This is a genomic window from Streptomyces sp. NPDC015139, from assembly GCF_043079785.1.
GTDB classification, from domain to species: domain Bacteria; phylum Actinomycetota; class Actinomycetes; order Streptomycetales; family Streptomycetaceae; genus Streptomyces; species Streptomyces albidocamelliae.
Map to the genome: position 1 here is coordinate 893,388 of NZ_JBIBUW010000002.1, position 24,187 is coordinate 917,574.

Annotated in this window: 16 protein-coding genes, 2 tRNA genes and 1 riboswitch; of the genes, 10 read left to right on the forward strand and 8 right to left on the reverse strand. The window is 73.8% G+C overall.

Annotated features, from left to right (window positions below; all coding sequences use genetic code 11):
• Positions 1-21: 21 nt before the first annotated feature.
• The 4 genes from ACF08B_RS08630 (at position 22) to ACF08B_RS08645 (ending at position 4,747) form a co-directional block, all read left to right on the forward strand.
• Positions 22-537, forward strand: coding sequence for a hypothetical protein (locus ACF08B_RS08630; protein ID WP_392316656.1), 516 nt, complete (start codon positions 22-24; stop codon positions 535-537).
• Positions 538-805: 268 nt separating this feature from the next.
• Positions 806-2,902, forward strand: coding sequence for a DEAD/DEAH box helicase (locus ACF08B_RS08635; RefSeq protein ID WP_392316657.1), 2,097 nt, complete (start codon positions 806-808; stop codon positions 2,900-2,902).
• 167 nt (positions 2,903-3,069) lie between these two features.
• A complete protein-coding gene (locus ACF08B_RS08640) occupies positions 3,070-4,575 on the forward strand; it encodes an amino acid permease (protein WP_392316658.1) in 1,506 nt (501 codons plus the stop codon).
• A 99-nt stretch (positions 4,576-4,674) separates the two neighbouring features.
• Positions 4,675-4,747, forward strand: a tRNA-Lys gene (locus tag ACF08B_RS08645).
• Between the two features lie 125 nt (positions 4,748-4,872).
• Here ACF08B_RS08645 and ACF08B_RS08650 read toward each other — a convergent pair.
• The 3 genes from ACF08B_RS08650 to ACF08B_RS08660 form a co-directional block, all read right to left on the reverse strand.
• Positions 4,873-5,457: a TetR/AcrR family transcriptional regulator gene (locus tag ACF08B_RS08650; protein WP_392316659.1), complete on the reverse strand. Its 585-nt coding sequence runs from the start codon at positions 5,455-5,457 to the stop codon at positions 4,873-4,875.
• 96 nt (positions 5,458-5,553) lie between these two features.
• Positions 5,554-6,201, reverse strand: a complete 648-nt coding sequence (gene ribA / locus ACF08B_RS08655; RefSeq protein ID WP_392316660.1) for a GTP cyclohydrolase II — start codon at positions 6,199-6,201, stop codon at positions 5,554-5,556.
• Between the two features lie 81 nt (positions 6,202-6,282).
• Positions 6,283-6,843: a MarR family winged helix-turn-helix transcriptional regulator gene (locus tag ACF08B_RS08660; protein ID WP_392316661.1), complete on the reverse strand. Its 561-nt coding sequence runs from the start codon at positions 6,841-6,843 to the stop codon at positions 6,283-6,285.
• A gap of 77 nt (positions 6,844-6,920) precedes the next feature.
• On the opposite strand from ACF08B_RS08660, the gene ACF08B_RS08665 reads away from it, so the two are divergent.
• The 4 genes from ACF08B_RS08665 (at position 6,921) to ACF08B_RS08680 (ending at position 10,786) form a co-directional block, all read left to right on the forward strand.
• The gene (locus tag ACF08B_RS08665; RefSeq protein WP_392316662.1) at positions 6,921-8,054 is read left to right on the forward strand and encodes a dihydrofolate reductase family protein; all 1,134 of its coding nucleotides are present in this window, start codon (positions 6,921-6,923) and stop codon (positions 8,052-8,054) included.
• Positions 8,055-8,144: 90 nt separating this feature from the next.
• Positions 8,145-8,218: transfer RNA gene (locus ACF08B_RS08670), tRNA-Met, on the forward strand.
• 333 nt (positions 8,219-8,551) lie between these two features.
• Positions 8,552-8,720: riboswitch (cyclic di-AMP (ydaO/yuaA leader) on the forward strand.
• 7 nt (positions 8,721-8,727) lie between these two features.
• A complete protein-coding gene (locus ACF08B_RS08675) occupies positions 8,728-9,774 on the forward strand; it encodes a M23 family metallopeptidase (RefSeq protein ID WP_392316663.1) in 1,047 nt (348 codons plus the stop codon).
• 67 nt (positions 9,775-9,841) lie between these two features.
• The gene (locus tag ACF08B_RS08680; protein ID WP_392316664.1) at positions 9,842-10,786 is read left to right on the forward strand and encodes an aldo/keto reductase; all 945 of its coding nucleotides are present in this window, start codon (positions 9,842-9,844) and stop codon (positions 10,784-10,786) included.
• Positions 10,787-10,839: 53 nt separating this feature from the next.
• Here ACF08B_RS08680 and ACF08B_RS08685 read toward each other — a convergent pair whose 3' ends face one another.
• The 4 genes from ACF08B_RS08685 to ACF08B_RS08700 form a co-directional block, all read right to left on the reverse strand.
• The gene (locus tag ACF08B_RS08685; protein WP_392316665.1) at positions 10,840-12,153 is read right to left on the reverse strand and encodes a PrsW family intramembrane metalloprotease; all 1,314 of its coding nucleotides are present in this window, start codon (positions 12,151-12,153) and stop codon (positions 10,840-10,842) included.
• Positions 12,154-12,263: 110 nt separating this feature from the next.
• A complete protein-coding gene (gene trmB, locus ACF08B_RS08690) occupies positions 12,264-13,088 on the reverse strand; it encodes a tRNA (guanosine(46)-N7)-methyltransferase TrmB (RefSeq protein ID WP_392316666.1) in 825 nt (274 codons plus the stop codon).
• A 39-nt stretch (positions 13,089-13,127) separates the two neighbouring features.
• The gene (lhgO, locus tag ACF08B_RS08695) at positions 13,128-14,345 is read right to left on the reverse strand and encodes an L-2-hydroxyglutarate oxidase (protein ID WP_392316667.1); all 1,218 of its coding nucleotides are present in this window, start codon (positions 14,343-14,345) and stop codon (positions 13,128-13,130) included.
• A gap of 58 nt (positions 14,346-14,403) precedes the next feature.
• On the reverse strand, positions 14,404-15,828 hold the full coding sequence (locus ACF08B_RS08700; RefSeq protein ID WP_093476525.1) for an MFS transporter: 1,425 nt from the start codon (positions 15,826-15,828) through the stop codon (positions 14,404-14,406).
• A gap of 747 nt (positions 15,829-16,575) precedes the next feature.
• On the opposite strand from ACF08B_RS08700, the gene ACF08B_RS08705 reads away from it, so the two are divergent.
• Together ACF08B_RS08705 and ACF08B_RS08710 are read left to right on the forward strand one after the other, a co-directional pair.
• Positions 16,576-18,651: an asparagine synthase-related protein gene (locus tag ACF08B_RS08705; RefSeq protein ID WP_392316668.1), complete on the forward strand. Its 2,076-nt coding sequence runs from the start codon at positions 16,576-16,578 to the stop codon at positions 18,649-18,651.
• A gap of 161 nt (positions 18,652-18,812) precedes the next feature.
• Positions 18,813-22,145, forward strand: a complete 3,333-nt coding sequence (locus ACF08B_RS08710; protein ID WP_392316669.1) for an ATP-binding protein — start codon at positions 18,813-18,815, stop codon at positions 22,143-22,145.
• 3 nt (positions 22,146-22,148) lie between these two features.
• Here the strand turns inward: ACF08B_RS08710 and ACF08B_RS08715 are convergent, their stop codons facing one another.
• A complete protein-coding gene (locus ACF08B_RS08715; RefSeq protein WP_392316670.1) occupies positions 22,149-24,083 on the reverse strand; it encodes a sigma-70 family RNA polymerase sigma factor in 1,935 nt (644 codons plus the stop codon).
• Positions 24,084-24,187 lie beyond the last annotated feature (104 nt).

Here is a 24,187-nt window from a genome sequence, read left to right on the forward strand (position 1 = left end):
CCGCCCCCGGAGGTGGCCGCCGTGCGCCCCTTGTACGTACCCGCCCGTCTGGCCGCCGCGGTGCTGACCGTCGCCGCTGCCGCCGGCTGTGTCAGCGTGGGCGACGACGCGGGGCCCGCCCGGCCCTCCCACTCCGCCGGGCAGCACGGGGGCGGGGCCCCGAACGGCGATCCGGGCGGCGGCTCCGGCGGTTTCGGGTACGACGGCGGGGCGGGTGACGGTAAGCACGGGCACGGCGGCAAGGCGAAGCACGGGAAGTCGGCGTCGGCCTCGGCCACGCCGTCCGGGACGGACCGTACGACCACCGCGCCCGCGAAGCCGGGGAAGACGGTCAAGCCCGGCGACCCCGCGCCGACCGGGGCGGAGCCGACGCCGCCGCCCACCTCCGCCCCGCCCGAGCCGCCGCCCGCCTCCACCCCGCCGCCGCCCGCCTCGGAACCGCCCTCGGCCGAGCCGTCCTCCTCGGCGCACGAGGAGACGGGGCCGCAGCTGGTCCAGCGGGAGCCGGCGCCCGCCGCGGGCGCCGCCTTCGCATGAGGGTCCCGTGCGGCCGACGGGCGAGGAGGCCGCGGGCGCCGGGGGCGAGAGGCGATGTGGCGGGCGTCTCCTGAGATCGGTTTGCCTTCGGGGGTGGGGGGTGCGTATGGTGGTAGATCGTTTGATCCCATTTGCCCGGCGCCACCACAGAGCGCGCCGTGTGGCGCGTACTCTCCCTTGCCGTGGCGGACCGCATTGAGGCGGTCGTGAGCGAATCACGGAGTTGACGGGCGCGTGCCGAAGAGACTCCGGAAGGTTTCGCATTCGCATGTCCGTGTCCAGTACTGATCAGTTCGTCGTGTCCGAGAACGAGAACGAGCTCGTAGACGTGACGTCCGAGGTCACCGAGGCCCCCGAGGCCGCTGACACCACCCCCCAGACCACCTTCGCCGACCTCGGCCTCCCCGAGGGCGTAGTGCGCAAGCTTGCGCAGAACGGCGTCACCACCCCCTTCCCGATCCAGGCCGCGACCATCCCGGACGCCCTGACCGGCAAGGACATCCTCGGCCGGGGCCGCACCGGCTCCGGCAAGACCCTCTCCTTCGGTCTGCCGACCCTGGCCACGCTGGCCGGCGGCCGTACCGAGAAGAAGCGGCCCCGCGCCGTCATCCTCACCCCCACCCGCGAGCTGGCCATGCAGGTGGCCGACGCTCTCCAGCCCTACGGCGACGTTCTCGGCCTGAAGATGAAGGTCGTCTGCGGCGGTACGTCCATGGGCAACCAGATCTACGCCCTGGAGCGCGGCGTCGACATCCTCGTCGCCACCCCGGGCCGCCTGCGCGACATCATCAACCGCGGCGCCTGCTCCCTGGAGGACGTCCAGATCACCGTCCTCGACGAGGCCGACCAGATGTCCGACCTGGGCTTCCTGCCCGAGGTCACCGAGCTGCTCGACCAGGTCCCGGCCGGCGGCCAGCGGATGCTGTTCTCCGCGACCATGGAGAACGAGATCCAGACCCTCGTCGACCGCTACCTGAACAACCCCGTCTCCCACGAGGTGGACGCGGCCCAGGGCGCGGTGACGACCATGTCGCACCACATCCTCATCGTGAAGCCCAAGGACAAGGCGCCGGTCACGGCCGCGATCGCCTCCCGCAAGGGCCGCACGATCATCTTCGTCCGCACCCAGCTGGGCGCCGACCGCGTCGCCGAGCAGCTGCGCGAGTCCGGCGTGAAGGCCGACGCGCTGCACGGCGGCATGACCCAGGGCGCCCGTACCCGCACCCTGGCCGACTTCAAGGACGGTTACGTCAACGTCCTGGTCGCCACCGACGTCGCCGCCCGCGGTATCCACGTCGACGGCATCGACCTGGTCCTGAACGTGGACCCGGCCGGTGACCACAAGGACTACCTGCACCGTGCGGGCCGTACCGCGCGCGCCGGCCGCACCGGCACCGTGGTCTCCCTCTCGCTGCCGCACCAGCGGCGCCAGATCTTCCGCCTCATGGAGGACGCCGGCGTCGACGCGGGCCGCCACATCATCCAGGGCGGTGCCGCCTTCGAGCCGGAGGTCGCCGACATCACCGGCGCCCGCTCCATGACCGAGGTCCAGGCCGAGTCCGCCGGCAACGCCGCCCATCAGGCCGAGCGGGACGTCGCCCAGCTCACCAAGCAGCTGGAGCGCGCCCAGCGCCGTGCGACCGAACTGCGCGAGGAGGCCGACCGTCTGGTCGCCCGCGTCGCCCGCGAGCGCGGCGAGGACCCCGAGGCCGCGGTGGCCGAGGCCCAGGCGGCCGCGGCGGAGGCCGTGGTCGAGGCGGCCGCGGCCGTCGAGCAGGCGGCCGAGCGCGAGGAGCGTCCGGCGGCTTCGGCGCCGTACGAGCGCAAGGAGCGGCGTGGCTTCGAGCGCCGCGACGACCGCGGCGACCGTGGTGGCCGTGGCTTCGAGCGTCGTGACGACCGCGGTGACCGTGGTGGCCGTGGCTTCGAGCGTCGTGACGACCGCGGTGACCGTGGTGGTCGTTCCTTCGAGCGCCGTGACGACCGTCGCCCGTTCGACCGGGACCGCGACCGTGGTTTCGAGCGTCGTGACGACCGTGGCGACCGTGGTGGTCGTTCCTTCGAGCGCCGTGACGACCGTCGTCCGTTCGACCGGGACCGCGACCGTGGTTTCGAGCGTCGTGACGACCGTGGCGACCGTGGTGGTCGTTCCTTCGAGCGCCGTGACGACCGCGGCGGCTTCCGCCGGGACGAGCGCGGTGGGCACCGGGGCAGCGACCGTCCGTTCAACCGCGACCGCCGCGACGACCGCCCGGGCTTCCGCTCCGGTGGTCACGACCGCCCCTTCGGCCGTCGTGACGACCACCGCGGCACCGGCTCCTTCGGCCGCCGCGAGGACAAGCCGCGCTGGAAGCGCAACGGCTGACGCCGAGTGAGCTGAGGGAAGGGCCCGTACGACTCCGGTCGTGCGGGCCCTTCCGCGTGTCCGGGCACCGGTCTCCGGCGGCCGGTGGGGCCGCACGGGCCCCTTCGGGCCACACCGGTACCAGGAGTGGCGCATGTCACGCCCCCGGCGAGGGAATTGCTGGGGGCATGACAGATGACGCGAGCGCGAGCGGGCCGTCGGACGAGGAACGACTGGCCCAACTCGGCTACACCCAGGTCCTCGCCCGCCGGATGTCGGCGTTCTCGAACTACGCCGTCTCCTTCACGATCATCTCGGTGCTGTCCGGCTGCCTCACCCTGTACCTCTTCGGCATGATCACCGGCGGCCCCGCGGTGATCACCTGGGGCTGGGTCGCGGTCGGTCTGATGACCCTCTTCGTGGGTCTGTCGATGGCCGAGATCTGCTCCGCCTACCCGACCTCGGCCGGCCTGTACTTCTGGGCGCACCGCCTCGCGCCCCCGCGCTCGGCGGCGGCCTGGGCGTGGTTCACCGGCTGGTTCAACGTCCTGGGCCAGGTCGCGGTGACCGCGGGCATCGACTTCGGCGCGGCCTCCTTCCTGGGCGCCTACCTGAACCTCCAGTTCGACTTCGAGGTGACGCCCGGCCGCACGGTCCTGCTGTTCGCGGCGATCCTGGTGCTGCACGGCCTGCTGAACACCTTCGGCGTCCGCATCGTCGCCTTCCTGAACAGCGTGAGCGTGTGGTGGCACGTCCTCGGGGTCGCCGTCATCGTCGGCGCACTGGCGTTCGTGCCCGACCACCACCAGTCGGCGTCGTTCGTCTTCACGCACTTCGTCAACGAGACCGGCTGGGGCAGCGGCCTCTACGTCGTCCTGCTCGGCCTGCTGATGGCCCAGTACACCTTCACCGGTTACGACGCCTCGGCCCACATGACGGAGGAGACCCACGACGCTTCCACGGCGGGGCCCAAGGGCATCGTCCGTTCCATCTGGACGTCCTGGATCGCGGGCTTCGTCCTGCTGCTGGGCTTCACCTTCGCGATCCAGTCCTACGACCGCGAGCTCGCCTCGCCCACCGGCGCACCGCCCGCCCAGATCCTGCTCGACGCCCTCGGCGCCACCACCGGCAAGCTCCTGCTGCTGGTGGTGATCGGGGCCCAGCTCTTCTGCGGCATGGCCTCCGTCACCGCCAACAGCCGTATGATCTACGCCTTCTCCCGCGACGGCGCGCTGCCCTTCTCGCACGTCTGGCACACCGTCAGCCCGCGCACCCGTACCCCCGTGGCAGCGGTCTGGCTGGCCGCGCTGGGCGCGCTCGCGCTGGGCCTGCCCTACCTCATCAACTCGACGGCCTACGCGGCGGTGACCTCGATCGCGGTCATCGGCCTCTACATCGCGTACGTCATCCCGACCTTCCTGCGGGTGCGCAAGGGCGACGCCTTCGAACGCGGGCCCTGGCACCTGGGCCGCTGGTCGAAGCCGATCGGTGTCGTCTCGGTCGTCTGGGTCGCCGCGATCACGATCCTGTTCATGCTCCCCCAGGTCGCCCCGGTCACCGGGAAGACCTTCAACTACGCCCCGGTCGCCGTCCTCGTCGTCCTGGGCTTCGCCGCCACCTGGTGGCTGGCCTCGGCACGCCACTGGTTCCTCAACCGGACCCCGGCCCCCACCCTGGAGCCGGTCGAAAAGTGACCAACCTGCCGCTCCGTCCCCGTCCGACGCGGCCGGGTCGCCGATACCCGATCGGAGACCCGGCCGCGTCCGGCTATGCTCGGACGAGCAACATCGCCGGGGCCCTTAGCTCAATTGGCAGAGCAGTGGACTTTTAATCCATTGGTTGTGGGTTCGAGTCCCACAGGGCCTACGGTCCGCAGGCGGGCTTCATGCCCTCTGGCCTGCGACGCGGCGCCCGGTTCGGCTTCGGCCGGCCCGGGCGCCGCGTCTTTTCCCGAAGGGTGCCTCCCGGTACCGGGCGCGGGCGCGGCCGGGTCAGGGCGCCGTACTCCGGACGATCCGCTCGACCGCCGCCGCCACCAGTTCCTCCCGCTCCGCCTCGGTGAGGACGTCGGGCAGGGTGAGCTGCTCGACGATCAGCCAGTTCAGGGCGAGGTAGAGCAGTTTGACGGCCATCGCGTCGCCGGGCAGGCCGGAGGCCTCGTGGTAGGCGACGTTGGCGTCGAGGTCCGCGCGGACGCGCTCGGTGAGGACCGCGCGCAGTTCCGGGCGGCGGGTGGCCTCCAGCCGGAGCTCCAGCAGCGCGAGGTAGCCGGTGCGGAAGGAGGCGACACGGCCGACGAGTTCGCGCATCAGCCGCGTGTACGTCTCCCGGTCACGGCCGGCGTCGCGCTGGCGGGCGACGGTGGCCTCGTCGGGCTGGAGCCGCTCGTAGACGCGGGCCCCGGCCTGGGTGAGCAGGTCGTCGCGGCTGGAGAAGTAGTTGGACGCCGTACCGACGGGCACGGCGGCCGCGGCGTCCACCGCCCGGAAGGTCAGCCCCCGGGCGCCGTCCCGGGCCAGCACCTCGATCGCGGCGTCGACGAGCGCGGCGCGCCGCTGGTCGTTCCGTCTCACCATGGCTCACGACTCCCTGTGCGGTACACGCCTACACCACTGCGGGCAGAGTACTGCACCTGAAGTTGTCCATGGCTCCTGGCGCCCGTCCGGCTCGGCTCATCCCGCCGGGCTCAGCTCGTTCCGCTCCTGCAGCTCGGCCAGGGGCAGCGTGTGCTGGGTCTGCAGGACCTTGGCGCGGAGGTAACGGACGTTGTGGGCGGTGGTGAAGACACCGGTCGGCACCCGGTCCCGGACGACGGCGCCGAGGGCGCGCAACTGCCCGGCCTTGTCGGGGTTGTTGGACAACAGGTCCAGTTCCCCGATGCCGAGAGCGGCGAGCATCTGCGCGGCGGCCGTGTAGTCGCGGGCGTCCTCCGGGAGGCCGAGGGCGGCGTTCGCCTCGTAGGTGTCGAGGCCCTGGTCCTGGAGGGCGTAGGCGTCGAGCTTGTTGTACAGGCCGATGCCGCGCCCCTCCTGACGGAGGTAGAGCAGTACACCGCCGCGCTCCGCGATGCGCTCGACGGCCTCGCGCAGCTGGGGGCCGCAGTCGCAGCGGGACGAACCGAAGACGTCGCCGGTCAGGCACTCGGAGTGCAGGCGCACCAGCGGGACCGGGCCGGGGTCGCCGAGGACGACGGCGACGTGCTCCTGGCCGTCGGCGAGCCCGTGGAAGGTGACGAGCTCCGCGTCGGTGCTGTAGCCGTCGGGGAAGCGCAGCGGCACCCGGACGCGGGCGCGCGGGGTGGCGGCGGGGGTGTCGGGCATGCGAGCCTCCGATTCGTCCCGTCTGCTTCAGATTTGAAGCAGACGCTCGGCCGGGACCCTATCGCATGTTTCAAAGTTAAATCAACGATGTTCGCGGGAGCGTCCCGCCGGCGGTTCCGGCTGGGGCCCCGAGCAGGACGAGGACCGTCGCCGCCACGGCACGTCCTCGGTGGTCGGCCGCTCGTCGTCCGCCCCCTGGAGCCCGCGCGCGATCCCCGTGCAGATCTCCTCCAGCTGCCCCACCTGCTCCGGCGTGAGCCGGTCGAAGAGGGTGGCGCGCACCGTGTCGACGTGCCCGGGTGCCGTACGCTCCAGCACGGCCGTCCCCGCGTCGGTCAGCACCGCGAGACTGCTGCGCTTGTCCCAGCGGCAGTCCTCCCGGCGCACCAGTCCGTCCCGCTCCAGCCGGGTCACCACGTACGTCAGCCTGCTGCGGGTGATCTTCAGCGTCTCGGCGAGGTCGGTCATGCGCAGCCGCCGCTCGGGCGCCTCGGAGAGGTTGGCCAGCACCGAGTAGAACAGGTGGGGCATGCCGCCCTCCTGCTGGAGCTGACGGTCGATCGCGTCCTCCAGGAGGCGGGAGGCGGCCATGTAGGCGCGCCAGGCGCGCTGCTCCTCGGGGGTGAGCCAGCGGGTCGTCATGCTGCCAGTGTAAGTTTGTTTCAAAGTTGAACCAAGATCCGGTGAGGTGCGCCGGGTCACCGTGAGGGAGTGCGCCGATGCCCCTGCCGTACGTGCTGCTGTCCGCCGCCGTCTCCCTCGACGGCTACCTGGACGACACCGGCCCCGAGCGGCTGCTGCTCTCCAGCCCGGCCGACTTCGACCGGGTCGACGCGGTACGGGCCTCCGTCGACGCCATCCTGATCGGCGCCGGCACCATCCGCGCCGACAACCCGCGGCTGCTGGTCAACTCCGCCGATCGGCGCGCCGCCCGGGTGGCGTCCGGCCGGCCCGCGTACCCCCTGAAGGTGACCGTCACCGCCACCGGCGAACTCGACCCCGACGCCCACTTCTGGCACACCGGCGGCGAGAAGCTGGTCTGCACGACCGACAAGGGCGCGGAGGTGGCCTCCCGCCTCCTCGGGGACACCGCGGACGTCGTCGCGCTCGGCGCCGACCTCGACTGGCGGGCCCTGCTGGAGCACCTGCACGACGTGCGCGGGGTCGAACGCCTCATGGTCGAGGGCGGCGGCCGGGTGCACACCCAGCTGCTGACGCAGGGTCTCGCCGACGAACTCCAGCTGGTCCTCGCCCCGCTCCTGGTCGGCGACCCGGCGGCCCCGCGGCTGTTCGGCCCCGGGGAGTACCAGGGCGGGCGGCTGCGCCTGGTCGAGACCCGCCGGATCGAGGACGTCGTCCTCATGCGGTACGAGCCCACCGCCCCCGGCACCGGCCCGGTCCCCACCGCCGCCGACCGCCGCTGGCTGCGCACCGCCTGTGAGCTCGCCGCCCAGTGCCCGCCCTCGGAGACCGCGTTCAGCGTCGGCGCGGTCGTGGTCGGCGCCGACGGCACCGAGCTCGCCCGCGGCCACTCCCGGGAGGGCGGCGACCCCGTGGTCCACGCGGAGGAGGCCGCCCTGGCCAAGGTCGACCCGGCCGACCCGGGACTGCCCGGCGCCACCGTCTACAGCAGCCTGGAACCCTGCGCCCGCCGCGCCTCCCGGCCCGCCCCCTGTGCCGAACTGATCCTGCGGTCCGGGGCGCGCCGGGTGGTCACCGCCTGGCGGGAGCCGGACACCTTCGTGGCCGCGGCCGACGGCACGGGCGTCCTGCGCGACGGCGGAGCCGAGGTCGTCGTGCTCCCCGAGTTCGAGGCCCTCGCCAAGGCCCCGAACTCCCACCTGACGGCCTGACCGGCCCTGCCCCGCGGCGCGCCGGAAAGGGGCCCCGGGAAACCGATTGGCTCCTGGTCCCGTGCATGACGTATGCTGAAGACACAACGACGCGGGGTGGAGCAGCTCGGTAGCTCGCTGGGCTCATAACCCAGAGGTCGCAGGTTCAAATCCTGTCCCCGCTACTGAAGGCTCAGGGCCGGGATCCAGTTCATGGATCCCGGCCCTGAGTGTTTCCCGGCCCCGGCCGACCACCTCGGGCCCCGGTGACGGGCGGACCTCGCGGCACTTCACCGACAGTGACCGGTCGAGCGCCGAGCGCATGACATCTGAGTCACCATCAAAACTTCTGTGACTCCTGAATCGCGGCCAACTCGCCCGGTTTGCAGGGATGGCAGCGGTTAAGTCCGCGGCGGAAAACGTTAATGATCAAGCCGTACGGCTTGGAAAGTGCCCCGCGGGTCTATTAACGTTCGATAACGCAGCGCGGTCGTCCCAGCCGTCACCCGCGACGGCTCCGTGCGCACGCGCCGAATCCCGTAAGGGAACCGGGGAACCACCACCCTGGGGTGAATCACGCGGCTACTGATGTGAACTCCTCGAGTCCACGCCAGGTATACGCGCGTAGGAGACCTTCCTGCTCCGAACCCGTCAGCTAACCCGGTAGGCGGAGGAAGGAAAGGAGCGCGCCCGCGTGGCGTCCAACCGGCCTGCCCCAGAAGCCCCGTTCATACCGGCTCAGCGTGAGAGCGAGACCTTCGGTTACGCCTCCTACCGTGCCGAGGAGGGCCCCTGGGAGGAGTGGAACCCCACCGAGGAGTCCCTCACCCCGGTCCGCGGGCGGCACCGCGTGGCCAAGCAGCGCGGCGGGTTCGCCCGCAGCTCCACCGTCCTCGGCGTCGGCGTGATCGCGGCGGTCGGCGCGGGCGGGATGGCCAGCGCCAACACCGGCAAGCCGCCGGTCTCCATCTCCCTGCCGGACCTGCCGAGCGTCGGTTCCCTCTTCGACGACGGTTCCGCCAAGACCTCCGAGGCCACCGGACTCAGCGACGTCGGGGTGACCTCCGCCGGCAGCGAGCAGGACACCGATGCGGGCGAGGCCCTGCGCAGCCGGATCATGGCCCAGGCCGAGCAGCAGAAGGGCCAGGCCGAGAGCAAGGCCACCGCCGCCAGGCTCGCCACCGCCGAGAAGCTGACCGCCGACGCGGCGGCGAAGGCGGAGAAGGAAGCCGCCGCGAAGGCCGCCGCCGCGAAGGAGAAGGCCGAGGCCGCGGCCGCCAGGGCGGAGGCCGAGGCCAAGAAGGCGGCGGAGGAGAAGCGGCTGGCCGAGCTGGCCAAGCAGTACACGCTGCCGACGTCCTCGTACACGATCACCTCGACGTTCGGCCAGGCCGGCTCGATGTGGTCCTCCGGCTACCACACCGGCCTCGACTTCGCGGCCCCCACGGGCACCCTCATCAAGGCCATCCACAGCGGCACGATCACGCAGGCGGGCTGGGCCGGCTCCTACGGCTACCGCACGGTCCTCACCCTGGACGACGGCACCGAGCTGTGGTTCTGCCACCAGTCCTCGATCAGCGTCTCCGTCGGCCAGAAGGTCTCCACCGGCGAGCTCATCGGCCGGGTCGGCGCGACCGGCAACGTCACCGGCCCGCACCTCCACCTGGAGGTCCACCCGGGCGGCGACGCCACGGGGATCGACCCCATGGCCTGGCTGCGGGGCAAGGGCCTCACCCCCTGACACCCGTTCGCGGGAACTCGGCGCCGACGGCGGAAGAGATCATTCGCCGTCGGCGTTGACTTGGAGCATGACTTCTCTGCGCACACTCGGTTCCTCCGACCTCGAGGTCTTCCCCCTCTCCCTCGGCGGCAACGTCTTCGGCTGGACCGCCGACGAGCAGACCTCCTTCGCCGTGCTCGACGCCTACGCCGCCGCGGGCGGCAACTTCGTCGACACCGCCGACAGCTACAGCGCCTGGGTGGAGGGCAACGCCGGCGGCGAGTCCGAGACGATCATCGGCAAGTGGGTCAAGGCCCGCGGCAACCGCGACGACGTCGTCATCGCCACCAAGGTCAGCCAGCACCCCGAGTACCAGGGCCTGTCCGCGGCGACCATCAAGGCCGCCGCCGACGCCTCCCTGCGCCGCCTCGGCACCGACCGCATCGACCTCTACTACACGCACTTCGACAAGCCCGAGGTGCCGGTCGAGGAGATCATCGGCGCGCTGGACGAGCTGGTGAGGGCGGGCAAGGTCCGGCACATCGCCGCGTCCAACATCAGCCCCGAGCGGCTGCGGGCCTCCCTGGACTTCTCCGACCGCGAGGGCCTGGCCCGCTACGTCGCCCTCCAGCCGCACTACAACCTGGTCTCCCGCGACACCTACGAGGGCCCGCTGCAGGACCTGGCCGCCCGCGAGGGCCTGGCCGCGGTGCCCTACTACTCCCTCGCCGCGGGCTTCCTCACCGGCAAGTACCGCCCGGGTACGACCGTCGACAGCCCGCGCGCCGGCACGGGCGCGAAGTACGCCCGGTCCGAGCGCGGCGGGCGGGTCCTGGCGGCCCTGGACGAGATCGCCGCCGCCCACGGGGCCCCGGTCGCCACGGTCGCCCTGGCCTGGCTCGCCGCCCAGCCGACGATCACGGCCCCCATCGCCTCGGCCCGCACGGTCGACCAGCTCCCGGCCCTCCTGGGCGTCGCCGACCTGACCCTGACGGACGACGACCTGAAGAAACTGACGGACGCGTCGGCCTGACACCGCCCCGACCGGCCGGCCCCGCTGGACCGGGCTGCCGGCCGGGGGGGGGCTCAGGTGCGGTACGGGTTGTACGCCGAGTAGGGGCCCGCCGGGTGGCCGGCGTACCAGTGGGGTGCCGGGGCGCCGTACGGCGGGCGGGCCGCCGGCGCCAGCGTCCGCGCCGCGTATTCCAGGGCCGGCCGTGCCATCTCCCGGCGCCGCCACAGCTCGGTCAGCAACTCCCGCTCGCGTACGACGAAGTCGGCCCGGGCCCGCCCCTGCCGTCCGCGGTGCCGCAGGAACGCGAGCGAGGTCGCGTACGCCTCGTACCGGGCCACCGTCCGTGCCGCGGGCCGACCCCCGAAGTGGTGCCGGGCGTAGTCGCGGGCCATCCGCCGCGCCCGCATCGACCCCAGCGCGTACGGCTCGGCCGGTCCCAGCCACCCGGCCAGCACGTACGCCGGGAGCTCCTCCCGCACGGTCCGCAGCTCCCGCTGCCGCGTCCAGATCACGAGCCAGGTCAGCAGGGCGAAGGCGGGCACCATGAAGCCGCCGTAGACGGCGAAGAACCCGAGCGGGCCGAAGGTGGAGGACCCGTTCCAGAACGCGTGCATGCTCATCGCGAGCAGCAGCCCGCACACCGGCAGCAGCACCCGCCTGAGGTGCTGCCGCTCCCCGGACAGCGCGGCGATGCCGAAGCCGATGCCGGTGAACACGGTGAACAGGGGGTGCGCGAACGGGGACATCACGATGCGCACGAAGAAGGTGGCGGCGGTGACGGACGCGACACCGCGGCCGCCGGTCAGCTGGTCCGTCCCGAAGGCCGTGCCCAGGTAGAGGATGTTCTCGGTGAACGCGAACCCGGTGGCGGTGATCCCGGCTATCACCACGCCGTCCACCAGCCCGGTGAAGTCCCGTCTGCGGAAGAGGAAGACCAGCAGCACGGCGGCGGCCTTGGCGGACTCCTCCACGATCGGCGCTATCACCGTGGCCCCGAGCGTGTCGGCGCCGGCCGGATCCGCGGTGGACGTCGCTATCCACTTGGTCGCGAAGCTGTTGGCGACGATGGCTATCAGCGCCGCCGCGCACGCCCCCCAGGCGAAGGCGAAGACCAGGTTCCGCCAGGGACCCGGCTCCACCCGGTCCAGCCACCGGAAGGCGGCCGTCAGCCAGGGCACCGGCAGCACGGCCAGCCCGAGGCCCACCAGGAACCCCTCCGTGCCGGTCTGCCGCCGCACGAGCGCGAGGATCACCAGCCCGGACAGCGCCAGCAGCGTGATCAGCGCCCCGTACCGCACCCATCCGCGCTGCCACCAGTGCGGGTGGCGGAGCTCCCCGTTAACGGGGCCCGCGGGGGGAGTGGGGTACGGAGGACTGGTGGCCACGGCATCGACCCTAACGGTCACGGAACGACGGACTGGAGCGGATTACCGGACCGGAGGCCGCACCGGCCGCCCCGGCCGTCGGCCCCGCCCCGAGCTGTCGTCGACGGCGACTATCGATCCTGGTGCGGTACGCGCCGGAAGAGCAGATCGTTCACGACATGTCCCTTGTCCAGTCCCTGTCCCTCGAAACGGGTCAGCGGCCGGAACTCGGGACGTGGCGAGTAACCGCCCTCCGCCTGCGTGTTCTCGAAGTCGGGGTGCGCACTGAGCACCTCGAGCATCTGTTCCGCGTACGGCTCCCAGTCGGTCGCGCAGTGCACGATCGCGCCGGGCCTGAGCCGGGTCGCCGCGAGCGCCAGGAACTCGGGCTGGATGAGCCGCCGCTTGTGGTGCCGCTTCTTGGGCCAGGGGTCCGGGAAGTAGACGCGCAGCCCGTCCAGCGAGTCGGGCCGGAGCATCTCCCGCAGCAGGATGATGGCGTCGCCGTTGCCCACCCGGACGTTGGTCAGCCCGTTGTGGTCGGCGAGGTTGAGCAGGTTGCCCTGCCCCGGGGTGTGCACGTCGACGGCGAGGATGTTGGTGTCCGGGTCGGCGGCGGCCATCTGCGCGGTGGCCTCGCCCATCCCGAAACCGATCTCCAGCACGACGGGGTTGGCGTTCCCGAACAGCTCGGCCGGGTCGACGACCCCCTGCCCGTCGATGTCCAGTCCCCACTTGGGCCACAGCCGCTGCAGCGCGTCGGCCTGCCCGGCCGTCACCCGGCTGCGCCGCGGCTGGAAGCTGCGGATCCGCCGCTCGAAGTGCGACCCGGCCGGATCGGCCTTGGGCCCGTCGGGGAACCGCGGTTCCCCCTTGGCCCGGGTGTGCCGCACGGACACACCGGGCGTGTGCGCGGCCGGCGAGGGGGCTTCGGGAGCGTTGAGGAAGTCAGACACAGTGAGACAGATTTTACGGGGCCCCGCGGGCACGCCCGCTCACAGCGAACCGAGCAGATCCAGCACCCGCCGTCCCACCTCCCGGCCGATCGGGAGCGAGGCGGTCGCCGCGGGGGACGGTGCGTTGAGCACGTGCACGGCCCGCGTCCCCTCGCGGATCAGGAAGTCGTCCACCAGCGTCCCGTCCCGCAGCACCGCCTGCGCGCGCACCCCGGCGGGCGCCCGCACCAGGTCACCGGCCTCGGCGGCGGGCAGCAGTCTGCGCACCGCCTTCAGGAACGCCTCCTTCGACAGCGAGCGGTGCAGCTCCCCCGCGCCGTACCGCCAGTGCTGCCGGGCGATCGACCAGGACCCCGGCCAGGCCACGGTGCCGGCCAGCTCCCGGGGCCGGACGACTCCCCAGTCGTACCCCTCCCGGGCCAGGGCCGGGACCGCGTTCGGACCGATGTGCACGCCTCCGTCGATGCCCCGGGTCAGGTGGACCCCGAGGAACGGGAACGCCGGGTCCGGCACCGGATACACCAGCCCGCGCACCAGCTCCGGCCGCGCCAGCTCGTAGTACTCCCCGCGGAACGGCACGATCCGCACCCCGGGCTCGTCCCCGGTCAGCCGCGCCACCTCGTCGCAGTACAGCCCCGCGCAGTTCACCAGCACGCGTGCGCGGACGATCTCCCCGCTCGCGGTGAGCACGGCCACGCCCCGCTCCGGCCGCCGGTCCACCCGTACGACCCGCGCGCCGTACCGGATCTCCGCGCCGGACGCGTGGGCCAGCTGCCGCGCGACCCCGACGAAGTCGCACACGCCGGTCGTGCCGACGTGTATCGCCGCGAGGCCGCGCACCTCCGGCTCGTACTCCGCGATCTGGGTGGGACCCAGCTCCCGCACCGGGATGCCGTTCTCCCGGCCGCGCTGCACGAGCGCGTGCAGCCGGGGCAGCTCCTCGCGCTCGGTGGCGACGATCAGCTTGCCGGTGACGGCGTGCGCGATGCCGTACTCGGCGCAGAACTTCACCATCTCGGCGGCGCCCCGCACCGCGTACCGCGCTTTGAGCGAGCCCGGGCGGTAGTAGATCCCGCTGTGGATGACCCCGCTGTTGCGCCCCGTCTGGTGGCGGGCCGGTCCCGGTTCCTTCTCCAGCACGGTCACGCGTGTACCCGGCGCCGCCCGGGTGATCGCATACGCCGTGGACAGCCCGACGATGCCCCCGCCGATCACCAGCACGTCGCAGTCGTACGCGCCCTGCCGCACCTGCACCACCTCCCACCTCGATAGTGCACTGCGCCACTGACAACGCGTTCAAACGCCCCGGTGTCGGCTATGCCGGTGCCATCAGAAGCGGCCGGGCCCGCTCCCGCAGCTCCACCACTCGCGGCTCGTCCCCGTACGGCTCCAGCCGGTGCAGGAGGTCCTTCACGTACTCCGTGGTCCGCGCCGAGGAGATCCGCCCGGCCACCTCCACGGCCCGCACCCCCTGCTCGCAGGCGGCGTCCAGGTTCCCGGACTCCAGCTCGGCGACGGCCGAGACCACCAGGCGCAGCCCGTGCGACCGCACGAACTCCTCCGTCGGCTTCGACAGCGCCTGCTCGGTGAAGCGGCGCACCTGCCGGGGTGCCTTCAGGTCCCGGTAGCACTCGGCGGCATCCGCGGCGAACCGGTCGTAGCCGTAGAAGCCGAGCCAGGAGGGGTCGTTGTCGCCCTCCCGCGACCGCTCCAGCCAGCCCTCGGCGGCCTTGAGCGCGGTGCCCGCGGCCTGCGCGTCCCCCGCGCGCGCGTGCGCCCGGGCCTCCACCAGCCGGAAGAAGCTCATCGTGCGCGCGGTCGCCAGTCCCCGGTTCCGCTCCAGCGCGGCCTGCGCCAGGTCGACGCCCTCGTCGCCGAAGCCCCGGTACGTCGCCTGGAGCGACATGGAGGCCAGCACATAGCCCCCCAGTGGGACGTCGGCCGCCGCGCGCGCGAGCCGCAGTGCCTGGATGTAGTACCGCTGCGCGGCCTCCTGCTGCCCGGTGTCGAAGGCCATCCACCCGGCGAGCCGGGTGAGTTCCGCGGAGGCGCCGAACAGGGCGCGGCCGACCTCGTCGGAGTAGGAGCCGAGCAGCAGCGGGGCCGCCTCCACCCGCAGGCACTCCGGCACCATCGACGAACGCCAGTCCCCGCCCCCGTACTTGGAGTCCCACCGCCTGGCGTCCTCGGCGGCCTCCCGCAGCTTCTGCACGTCGCTGTGGCCGACTTTGATCGGTGCGCCGGAGCCCTCGGTGGAGTCCGTGTCCCGCGCGACCGAGCTGTCGGCGGGGGTTATCAGCCATCGTGAGGCGGGCGTCGCGTACGCACTCACCGCGAACGATCCGGCGAGCGACTGCCAGATGCCGCCCGCGCCGGCGCGGCGCCCGGCGAAGTCGAGCCGGTACAGCTCCGTCGCCGACCTCACCGCCTGTGCCACGTCCCGGGGGAAGGCCAGGCCCACCTCGGGTGCGGGGTCCGCGTCCGCCAGGCCGATCTCGTGGAGCGGCACCGGGCGGCCCAGCTTCTGTCCGATGGCGGCCGCGATGAGGTGGGGCGCGGCACCCTGCGGCACCATGCCCTTCGACACCCAGCGCGCCACGGAGGTCTTGTCGTAGCGAAGAGTCAACCCGCGTTGAGCGCCAAGGTCGTTGACGCGTCGCGCGAGTCCTGCGTTGCTGATTCCCGCGAGGGCGAGAACGGCGCCGAGCTTTTCGTTCGGCCCGCGTTGCTCCCTGGACATGCGCCACCCCTCGACACAGACGGCTGCCGCGCTGGCATAACCACGCGGCATTCGTAAACCCAGCGTAGTTCGCCGGATCCCAAGCGTTAAGGGGCTTTGTTCCGGATGGCGGGATTGTGGTCGGTACGGAGGTGCGGGCATGTACGCACCGTGCACGGCCTGTCGCCGCGTGCCCCCGTGCGTGTGGCCGTGCGCCCGCCCGTGCGCTCTTCTCCGGCCATCCGGGGAGCGGTTCCATGGGTCCTGCGTGGGTCGGCCCGCTGTACTGGATCCAGTGGGCTGGGGGACACCGCCACCTACATCCCCGCGGGTGGCGGACCGGTCCGGGAGGCGATGCCCGCCTCCCGGACTGTGCGCGTGAACGCTCCGCCGCGCGCTCCGCAGGCCTGTACGGAGCGTGCTCATATCCGTTGGCGATCCCGGGATTTGGCCGAAAATCGACCCTGCGCGTCGTGGTTGATTCCTGCTCCCACCATGCAACTTGAGGGCGCGAAGGGCGTTTTGGGGGAGCGTACCGGGGGCGCATTCAAGTCGCGATGATCAGGGCGTCACGCGACCCGGCCGGACCCGCACCCGCCAACTCCCCGCCCGGTGACCATGTCTCCCGCCCGGTGCCCCGCGTCGTGCCCCGCGGATTTTCCCTCGATCGAAGGCGGCGCCACCGCCCCTCCACAGCGCGTTCTTCATGGCAGCATGGGGACCCGGTTCGTACGGTGCACTGGTGGTCCACAGCCTGTGGAGGCGTCGATGCGGTGGTTGGTGGGGTGGAGCAGCACCGCCGCGGGCACCTCCGGGCTCGGTACCGCCGGCGCCCTCGGCCACGACGGCGAGACCCTGCACCCGGTCGGCTCCCAACTGCTGTGGGGCGACCCCGACCCGCTGTGGGCCGTCGGCGACTGGCGTCCGGACGAGGTGCGCCTGGTGCACGCCGACGGACAGAACCGGATCGCCGTCCTCGGCATCTGCGGCGCCACCGACGAAGAACTGCGCCGCGCCCTGGTCACCGCGCGCGGGGGCGCACTGCGCCATCTGACGACCTGGTCCGGCAGCTACACGGCCGTCGTCCAGGTGGGCCGCCGCATCACCGTCTGCGGCGATCTCGCGGGCGCCCGGCCGGTGTTCCACACCCCCTGGGCAGGCGGCACGGCCTACGCCACCGCCGCACTGCCCCTCGCCGACCTCATCGAGGCCAACCTCGACTTCGGCCACCTGGCCGCCCTGCTCGCCGCCCCGGACGTACCGGCCGCGCTGCGCGACACCACCCCGTACGACGGCGTGCGGCGTATCCCGCCGGGGCACGCGCTGGTGCTGCGCGCCGGAGTGCGCGAGGTCACCGGGTACGAGCCGGTCGCCTCCCTCGCCGTGGCCGCACCCCCGGCCGACCCCGACCGCGCGGTCGACGCCGTACGGGACGCCCTAGTGGAGGCGGTCCGCACCCGGCTCTCGGCGCCGCGGCACGTGCCCGACCTCGATCCCGGCCCGGTGCCCGGCATGGGGCCCGCCGAGCGGCGGGCCGCGCGCGGCATGCCGGTGCCCGGCATCGGCGCCGACCTGTCCGGCGGACCGGCCTCCGGCACCCTCGCGCTGCTGGCCGCCGGACTGCCCGGCAGACCGGGCACGCTCCTCGGCCACGGCACCGGCGCGGGCGAACGGCTCGTCGCCGTCACCTTCAACGACCTGGCCGTGGCCGGCCGTGAGGCCGAGGTCGAACGCGCCGGCACGCTCGCCGCCAATCCCCGGCTGCACCACGTCGTGGTCACCGGCGGCGAGGAGACCCTGCCGTACGCCGAACTCGACGGCCCCCTCACCGACGAGCCCGGGCCCTCGCTGGTCTCGGCGTTCCGGCACCGCGCCCGGCTCGCCGCCGGCAGCGCCGACCACTTCACCGGCCACGGCGCCCGGCAGGTCCTGGACGCGCACCCCGCCCGCCTCGCCGACCTCCTCATGGACCGAAGACGGCGCCATCTGGTCCGGCCGGTCGCCGCCCTCGCCCGGGCCGACGGCTCGGTGCTGGTCCCCGCGCGCGTGTACGGCGCGGCCCGGCGCCTCGCCCGCACCCCCTACCGGGCCGGCCTGGAGGAGCTGGCGGAGCGGTTGATGCGGCGCCGCTTCGACGAGTCCGAGGGGGCGGTCGGCGCGTCCCTCGCCGCGCTGACCTGGGCCGGACCCGGGCCGGCCGCCCGGTGGCTGACGGGTGAGGCACTGGCTGAAGTATCGGTTCTGCTGCAGAGCGCGGCGGAACGCTCGGCCTCCGGACCCGACCGCCGCCCCGGCGAACACCGCGCGCGTGCCGCCCTCGCCCGGTACGCCGCCGATCTACGCGTCCTCGAACAGGCCGCCGAGATCCGCTCCCAGCGCCTGCACGCGCCCTTCCTCGACAACCAGGTCGTCCGCGCCTGCCGTGCCCTGCCGGAGGCCCTGCGCGTCCAGCCGGGCGCCCGGTCCGCCATCCTCCGCACGGTCCTGGAGGGCGCCGGGGTCACCGACCTCCCGCCCGGCTGGGGCGCCCCCTCCCACGCCTCGTCCGCCGCCGCGCGCGTGGGCCTGCGCGTCGAGACCGACCCGCTGCTGGACCTCTTCTCCACCCCGCTGCTGGCCGACGCCGGGCTGGTGGAGGCCCGCGTCGTCCGCAAGGCGCTGCGCGCGGCGGCGGCGGGCGAACCCCTGCCCCTGGACGGCCTCGCCGACCTGGTCTCCCTCGAACTCTGGCTGCGCCGCCTCCTGTCCCGCCGCGGCACCTGCTGGACCGGCACCCCGGCCCGCGCCCGCGCGGTGCCCTCCGGGATCCAGCCGCGCAGAGGAGCGCTGGCGTCGGGGGCGTGAGCCGTCCGGCCCGCCCGGCCTCCACCCCGTGGGGCCCGCGGATCCGCCGCGGCCGCCCGTCCGGATCGCTCACCCCCGGGAACGCGGTCACCGCACCCCGCACGGGCCCCGCCGGCGAATCCCCCGTGCCCCACCCCGGACCGCACCGCCACAATGACCGGGTGCGGTACAGAATCCTCGGCCCGACCCAGGCGACCGACGACCAGGGCACCCCCCTGCCCGTCGGCGGCCGACGCCTCCGCACGCTCCTCGCGGCCCTCGCCCTCCGCGCCGGCCGCACCACCACCCCCGAAACCCTCATCGACGAGATCTGGGCGGACGACCCGCCCCAGGACGCCCCCGCCGCCCTCCAGGCCCTGGTCGGCCGCCTCCGACGCACCCTCGGCCGGCGGGCGATCGCCTCCGCCCCGGGCGGCTACCGCCTGGAGGCGACCGCGGAGGACGTGGACCTGCACGTCTTCGAACGGCTCGCCCACACCGGCACCAAGGCCCTCGCCGACGGCGACCCCGCCACCGCGCACCGCACCCTCACCCGTGCCCTCGCGCTCTGGCACGGCCCCGCCCTCGCCGACCTCCCCGACCGCACCGCCGCCACCCGCCCGGAGGCCCTGCGCCTGGAGGCGACCCGCGCCCGCGCCGCCGCGGCCCTCGACCTCGGCCGAGCCCAGGACGCCGTACCGGAACTGCGGGAACTGACCACGGCGCACCCGTACGACGAACCGCTGCACGCCCTCCTCATCCGGGCCCTGCGCGACACGGGCCGCCCGGCCGACGCCCTCACGGCCTACGAGGCCGCCCGCCGCACCCTCGCCGACGCCCTCGGCACCGATCCCGGCCCGGAACTCAGAGCGCTGCACGCCTCGCTGCTGGACCGGCCGGACCCGCGACCGGACCACCGCCCGCCGAAGCCGGCCGCGGCGACCGCGCCCGCCCAGCCCCCGGAGCGCACCGGCAACCTCCGCCCCCGTCTGACCTCCTTCGTCGGCCGGGAACCGGAACTGACGGCCATTCGTTCCGACTTGCACAGGGCCCGCCTGGTCACGCTCACCGGACCGGGCGGCTCGGGAAAGACCCGCCTCGCCGAGGAGGCCGCCGCGGGGCTCTCCCATGCATGGCTGGTCGAGCTGGCCCCGCTCGACCACCCCGAGGCGGTGCCCGGCGCGGTGGTCAGCGCCCTCGGTCTGCGCGAGACCGTGCTGCTCGCCAACGACCTGGCGACCGGACCGGCCGACCCCACGGCCCAGCTGATCGAGTACTGCGCCCCGCGCAGCCGACTCCTGATCCTCGACAACTGCGAGCACGTCATCGGCGCGGCCGCCGCCCTCGCCGAGACCCTCCTCACCCACTGCCCGGGGCTCACGATCCTCGCCACCAGCCGCGAACCCCTGGGGGTCCCCGGCGAGTCGGTGCGCCCGGTCGAACCCCTCGTCCCGGAGCAGGCCCACCGCCTGTTCACCGAGCGCGCGCAGGCCGTCCGTCCCGACGCCGGCGCGGTGCTCGCCGACACCGACGCCGTGGGAGAGATCTGCCGCCGTCTCGACGGGCTGCCGCTCGCCATCGAGCTGGCCGCCGCCCGGCTCAGGCTGCTGACCCCGCGGCAGATCGCCGACCGGCTCGACGACCGCTTCCGCCTGCTCACCACCGGAAGCCGCACGGTCCTGCCCCGCCAGCAGACCCTGCGCGCGGTCGTCGACTGGTCCTGGGAGCTGCTGGACGAGCGGGAGCGCACGGTGCTGCGCGAGGTGTCGGTGTTCGCCGGCGGCTGGGACCTCGCCGCCGCCGAGGCGGTGTGCACCGGCCCGGCGCCGGACCTGATCGGCGCGCTCGTGGACAAGTCCCTGGTCGTGGCCGCCCCGCACGGCCCGGCGGACGACGGCCCGGCGACCGGTATGCGCTACCGCATGCTGGAGACCATCCACGAGTACGCCACCGAGCGCGCGGCCGAGGTCCCCGGTCTGCGGACCGCGGCCGAGCGCCGGCATCGCGCGTGGGTGCGGGCGCTGGTGCGGGAGGCCGAGCCCCTGCTGCGGTCCGCCGAGCAGTTGCCGTGGATCTCCCGCCTGGAGACCGAACTCGACAACATCCGGGCGGCCCTGGACCGTGCCGCGCGGGCCGGCGACGAGGCGGAGGCCGGCGCGATCGCCCTGTCCATGGGCTGGTTCTGGTGGCTGCGCAACTACCGCCAGGAGGCCGTCGCCCGGGTCCGGGGGGTGCTCCGCCTCGGGGTGGCCCTGGACGGCGCGCCCGCGGCGGCGTCCGGGAGCGAGCTGACGGCACGGGCGGAGTCCGCCGACCCGGTCGGCGCCTTCCTCGCCGCCCCCGAGGGCGAGTCCGGGCATCCCCTGCGGGAGCTGCGCATGGACCTGCGCATGCTCGACCTGTTCCTGACGTCGGAGTCGAGCGCGGAGAACCTCGCGACCGACGAGCGGGCCGCGGAGTACATCGCGCGCGTACGGGCCGCCTACGAGCACGGCGGTCCGCAGGCCGCCCGGCTTCCGGGCATCGTCTGGCCGCTGACCTCCTACTACCTGGGCGGTCCGGCGGACGTGGGTCCCGACATGACCGCCTCCGTGGCCAACTGCCGAAGGCACGGCGGCGACTGGGAGATCGGGGTCGCTCTCATGTACCGCGCCCACGTGGCCGTCGACTCGCCGGGCAACCTGCGCGGCGTCGACGAGGACCTGGCCGAGCTGCGGGTCCTCAGCCGGCGCGTCGGCGACCGCTGGATGCGGGCCCAGGTGTGCAGCGCGGCGGGCGAGGCGGCCATGGCGCGCGGCCGGTTCGACGAGGCCGGCACCGAGTACGAGGAGGCGCTGCGGCTCGCCTACGAGGTGGGCGCGTACGCCGAGTCGCCGTTCCTGATGGCGCGGCTCGCCGAGATCGCCTACCGCTCCGGCGACCGGGACACCGCGCTGGCCACCCTGGAGGAGGCCGGTGCGGCGGCCGACCGGTACGCGGTGCCGGAGTCCCGCGCCTTCGCGCTGCTGATGCGCGCCCACATCGCGTTGCACGACGGCCTGCCGGGCCGGGCCCGCGAACTGTACGAGGCGACCCTCGCGGTGACCCGCGGAGGCACCCCGCCACCGCAGTTCGTGGCCGCCCTGCGGACCGTCGACGCGCTCGTCACGGCCGCCGAGTCGGGCCCGGAACACGGACTGCCGGTCGTCGCCGACGCGCTGCGCGAGGCCGTGGACCTGCGCTGCGCCGAGTCGATCACCGCGGGTCTGGTGGACATCGGTGCCGGTCTGCTGGCCCGGCTCGGTGATCTGCCGGGCGCGCTCCGGCTGTTCGCGGCCGCCGACCACTGGCGCGACGGCCGTCCGCGTCCCGAGCCCGAGCGCGGGGAGGCCGCCCGGGTGCACGCCGGTGCCCGCACGGCCCTGACCGCCGGGCGTTTCGCCGCCGAGTGCGCCCGCGGCGCGACCATGGACGTCACGGACGTGCTGCGCGAGCTGGACGGGAAGGCGGCCGCGGTCGCCCCGGGCCAGGGGTGATGGCTACCCGCAGGTGAACCGGGACTCCGCCCAGTCCGCCAGCGCGGCCTTGTCGAAGACGTCGCGGTGCGGCTCCACGACGAGCCGGACGGTCCTGCGCCCGGTCAGGTCCACATGGACCGGGACGGCCCGGTCGCGGCCCCCGACCGTGCCCGACCGCCACAGCCGGACCCCGTCGGCGTACACCGAGAAGGACACCTTGCCGAGACCGAGCGTCATGTCGTCCACACCGGCCAGCGCGTCGTAGGCGGTGCACCGGCGGTTGAGGGCGACGGTGACGGAGGACCGGCCGTGGACGGTCGCTCCGCGCGCGTACCGCTCGCCGCCGATCCACATGCCGTGGCGCTGCCACACCCAGCTGCTGCCGCGCAGCACGATCTCCGGCCGGCTGGCGTCCCCGAGGACGTCGTAGCGCAGATCGCTCAACTCGTAGACGACGGGCTCCGGCGGGGGAGCGGGTGTCGGGGGCGGTGTGGGTGTCGGGCTCGGCGTGGGTGTCGCGGGCGGTGCCGGTGTCGGCGTGCGCGGGGGAGCAGGCCGCGGCGCCGGTTTGTGCGCCGTCGCGTGGGTGGGCGTCGGGGTCGGTGTCGGTGTCGGCGCGGGGACGAGCACCGCCGGCACCGGTGCCGGATTCCTCCTCGGGGGCTTCGGCGTCCGGGTGGGCGTGGGCGCCGGCGCCCCGGACCCGATCACGGGCGGGGGCGGCGACGGCTCGGCCACCTCCTTCGCCGGACGGCCGTCGTTCACCAGGGCCAGCGCCACCGCCGCGGCGGTCACCGCGACCACACCCGCCGCGATGCCCGCCTTCACCGGCGCACCGAGGCCCTCGGAAGCCACCGCCCCGGCCCCCGCGCCGCCCGCTCCGCCGGACGACCCGGCCGCCGCCGCGGCACCCGCGGCTCCGACGCCCGCGCCGCCGGCCACGATCCCCAGGGCCTTGGCGTACCCGGCGGCACCGAACCAGCCGATGACCGCGACCGGGACGACACCGGGGATACCGCTCGCGACCTCCTCGATCTGCGCGGCCGCCAGCCGGCACCGGGCACACTCCTCCAGGTGCTTGCGCAGGCCCCGCTCGGCGCGGATGCGCAGCTTCCGGCGGGCGTACGTGCCGAGCTGGTCGGCGTAGCGGGCGCACTCCTCGTCGTCGGTGAGGGTGGTGCTGACGTGGGCCTGGAGATAGGCCTGCCTCAGGCCCTCCCGGGCACGGCTGGCCAGCACCCTGGTGCCGTTGGCGTCCAGCCCGAACAGGACGGCCACCTCGCTCGGCGACTCGTCCTCGACCTCCGTGTGCCACAGCACGGCCTGCCAGCGCTCGGGCAGCGAGCGGAAGGCCCGCATCGCCAGGGACTGCTCGGCGTCGTGCATCGCGCGGACGTCGGCGCCGAGGGAACCGAGGGACGCCGTGCCGTCCGGCACCTCGGGGGCCTGGGCGGCCTGCTGGGCGAAGAGGGCGAAGTCGTCGACGAGTTGCTCGCGCCGTGCGGACCTGGTCCAGTGCGCGGCGACCCGTCGTACGGAGGTCAGCAGATAGGCGCGGACGGCGTGTTCGGGTCCCGACCCGCCCCGCACGGCCTGCAGCATCCGGGCGAACACCTCGGCCGTGAGGTCGTCGGCGGTGTGCCCGTCCCGGCAGCAGGTCCGCGCGTACCGGCGCACGGCGTCCGCGTGCCGGCGGTACAGCTCCTCGTACGCCGAGTCGTCACCGCCGCGCATCCGCGCGATCAGCTCACCGTCGGCGGGCGGTGCGTCCCGGGGCGGCGGCAGGACGCTCCCCCCACGCTGGGCCGGAACGCTCTCGTCGGCCGGCACGCTCCTGCCGTCCGGCACACCGGAGTTCGCGGCACGGCCACCCTGACTCGGCACCTGGGGCGAGGTCAGCCCGGCCGTCTCCGCGTCACCGTCACCGCGGGACTCGTCCCACCCGTCAACGCTCATCGCGGAAAGCCCCCGACACCGGCCCAGCCCATCCCGTCACCGGCTCAGAGTGACACACGGCCCCCCACCCGAGGGCCGTCGTCACACCCCATCCACTCGTCCGA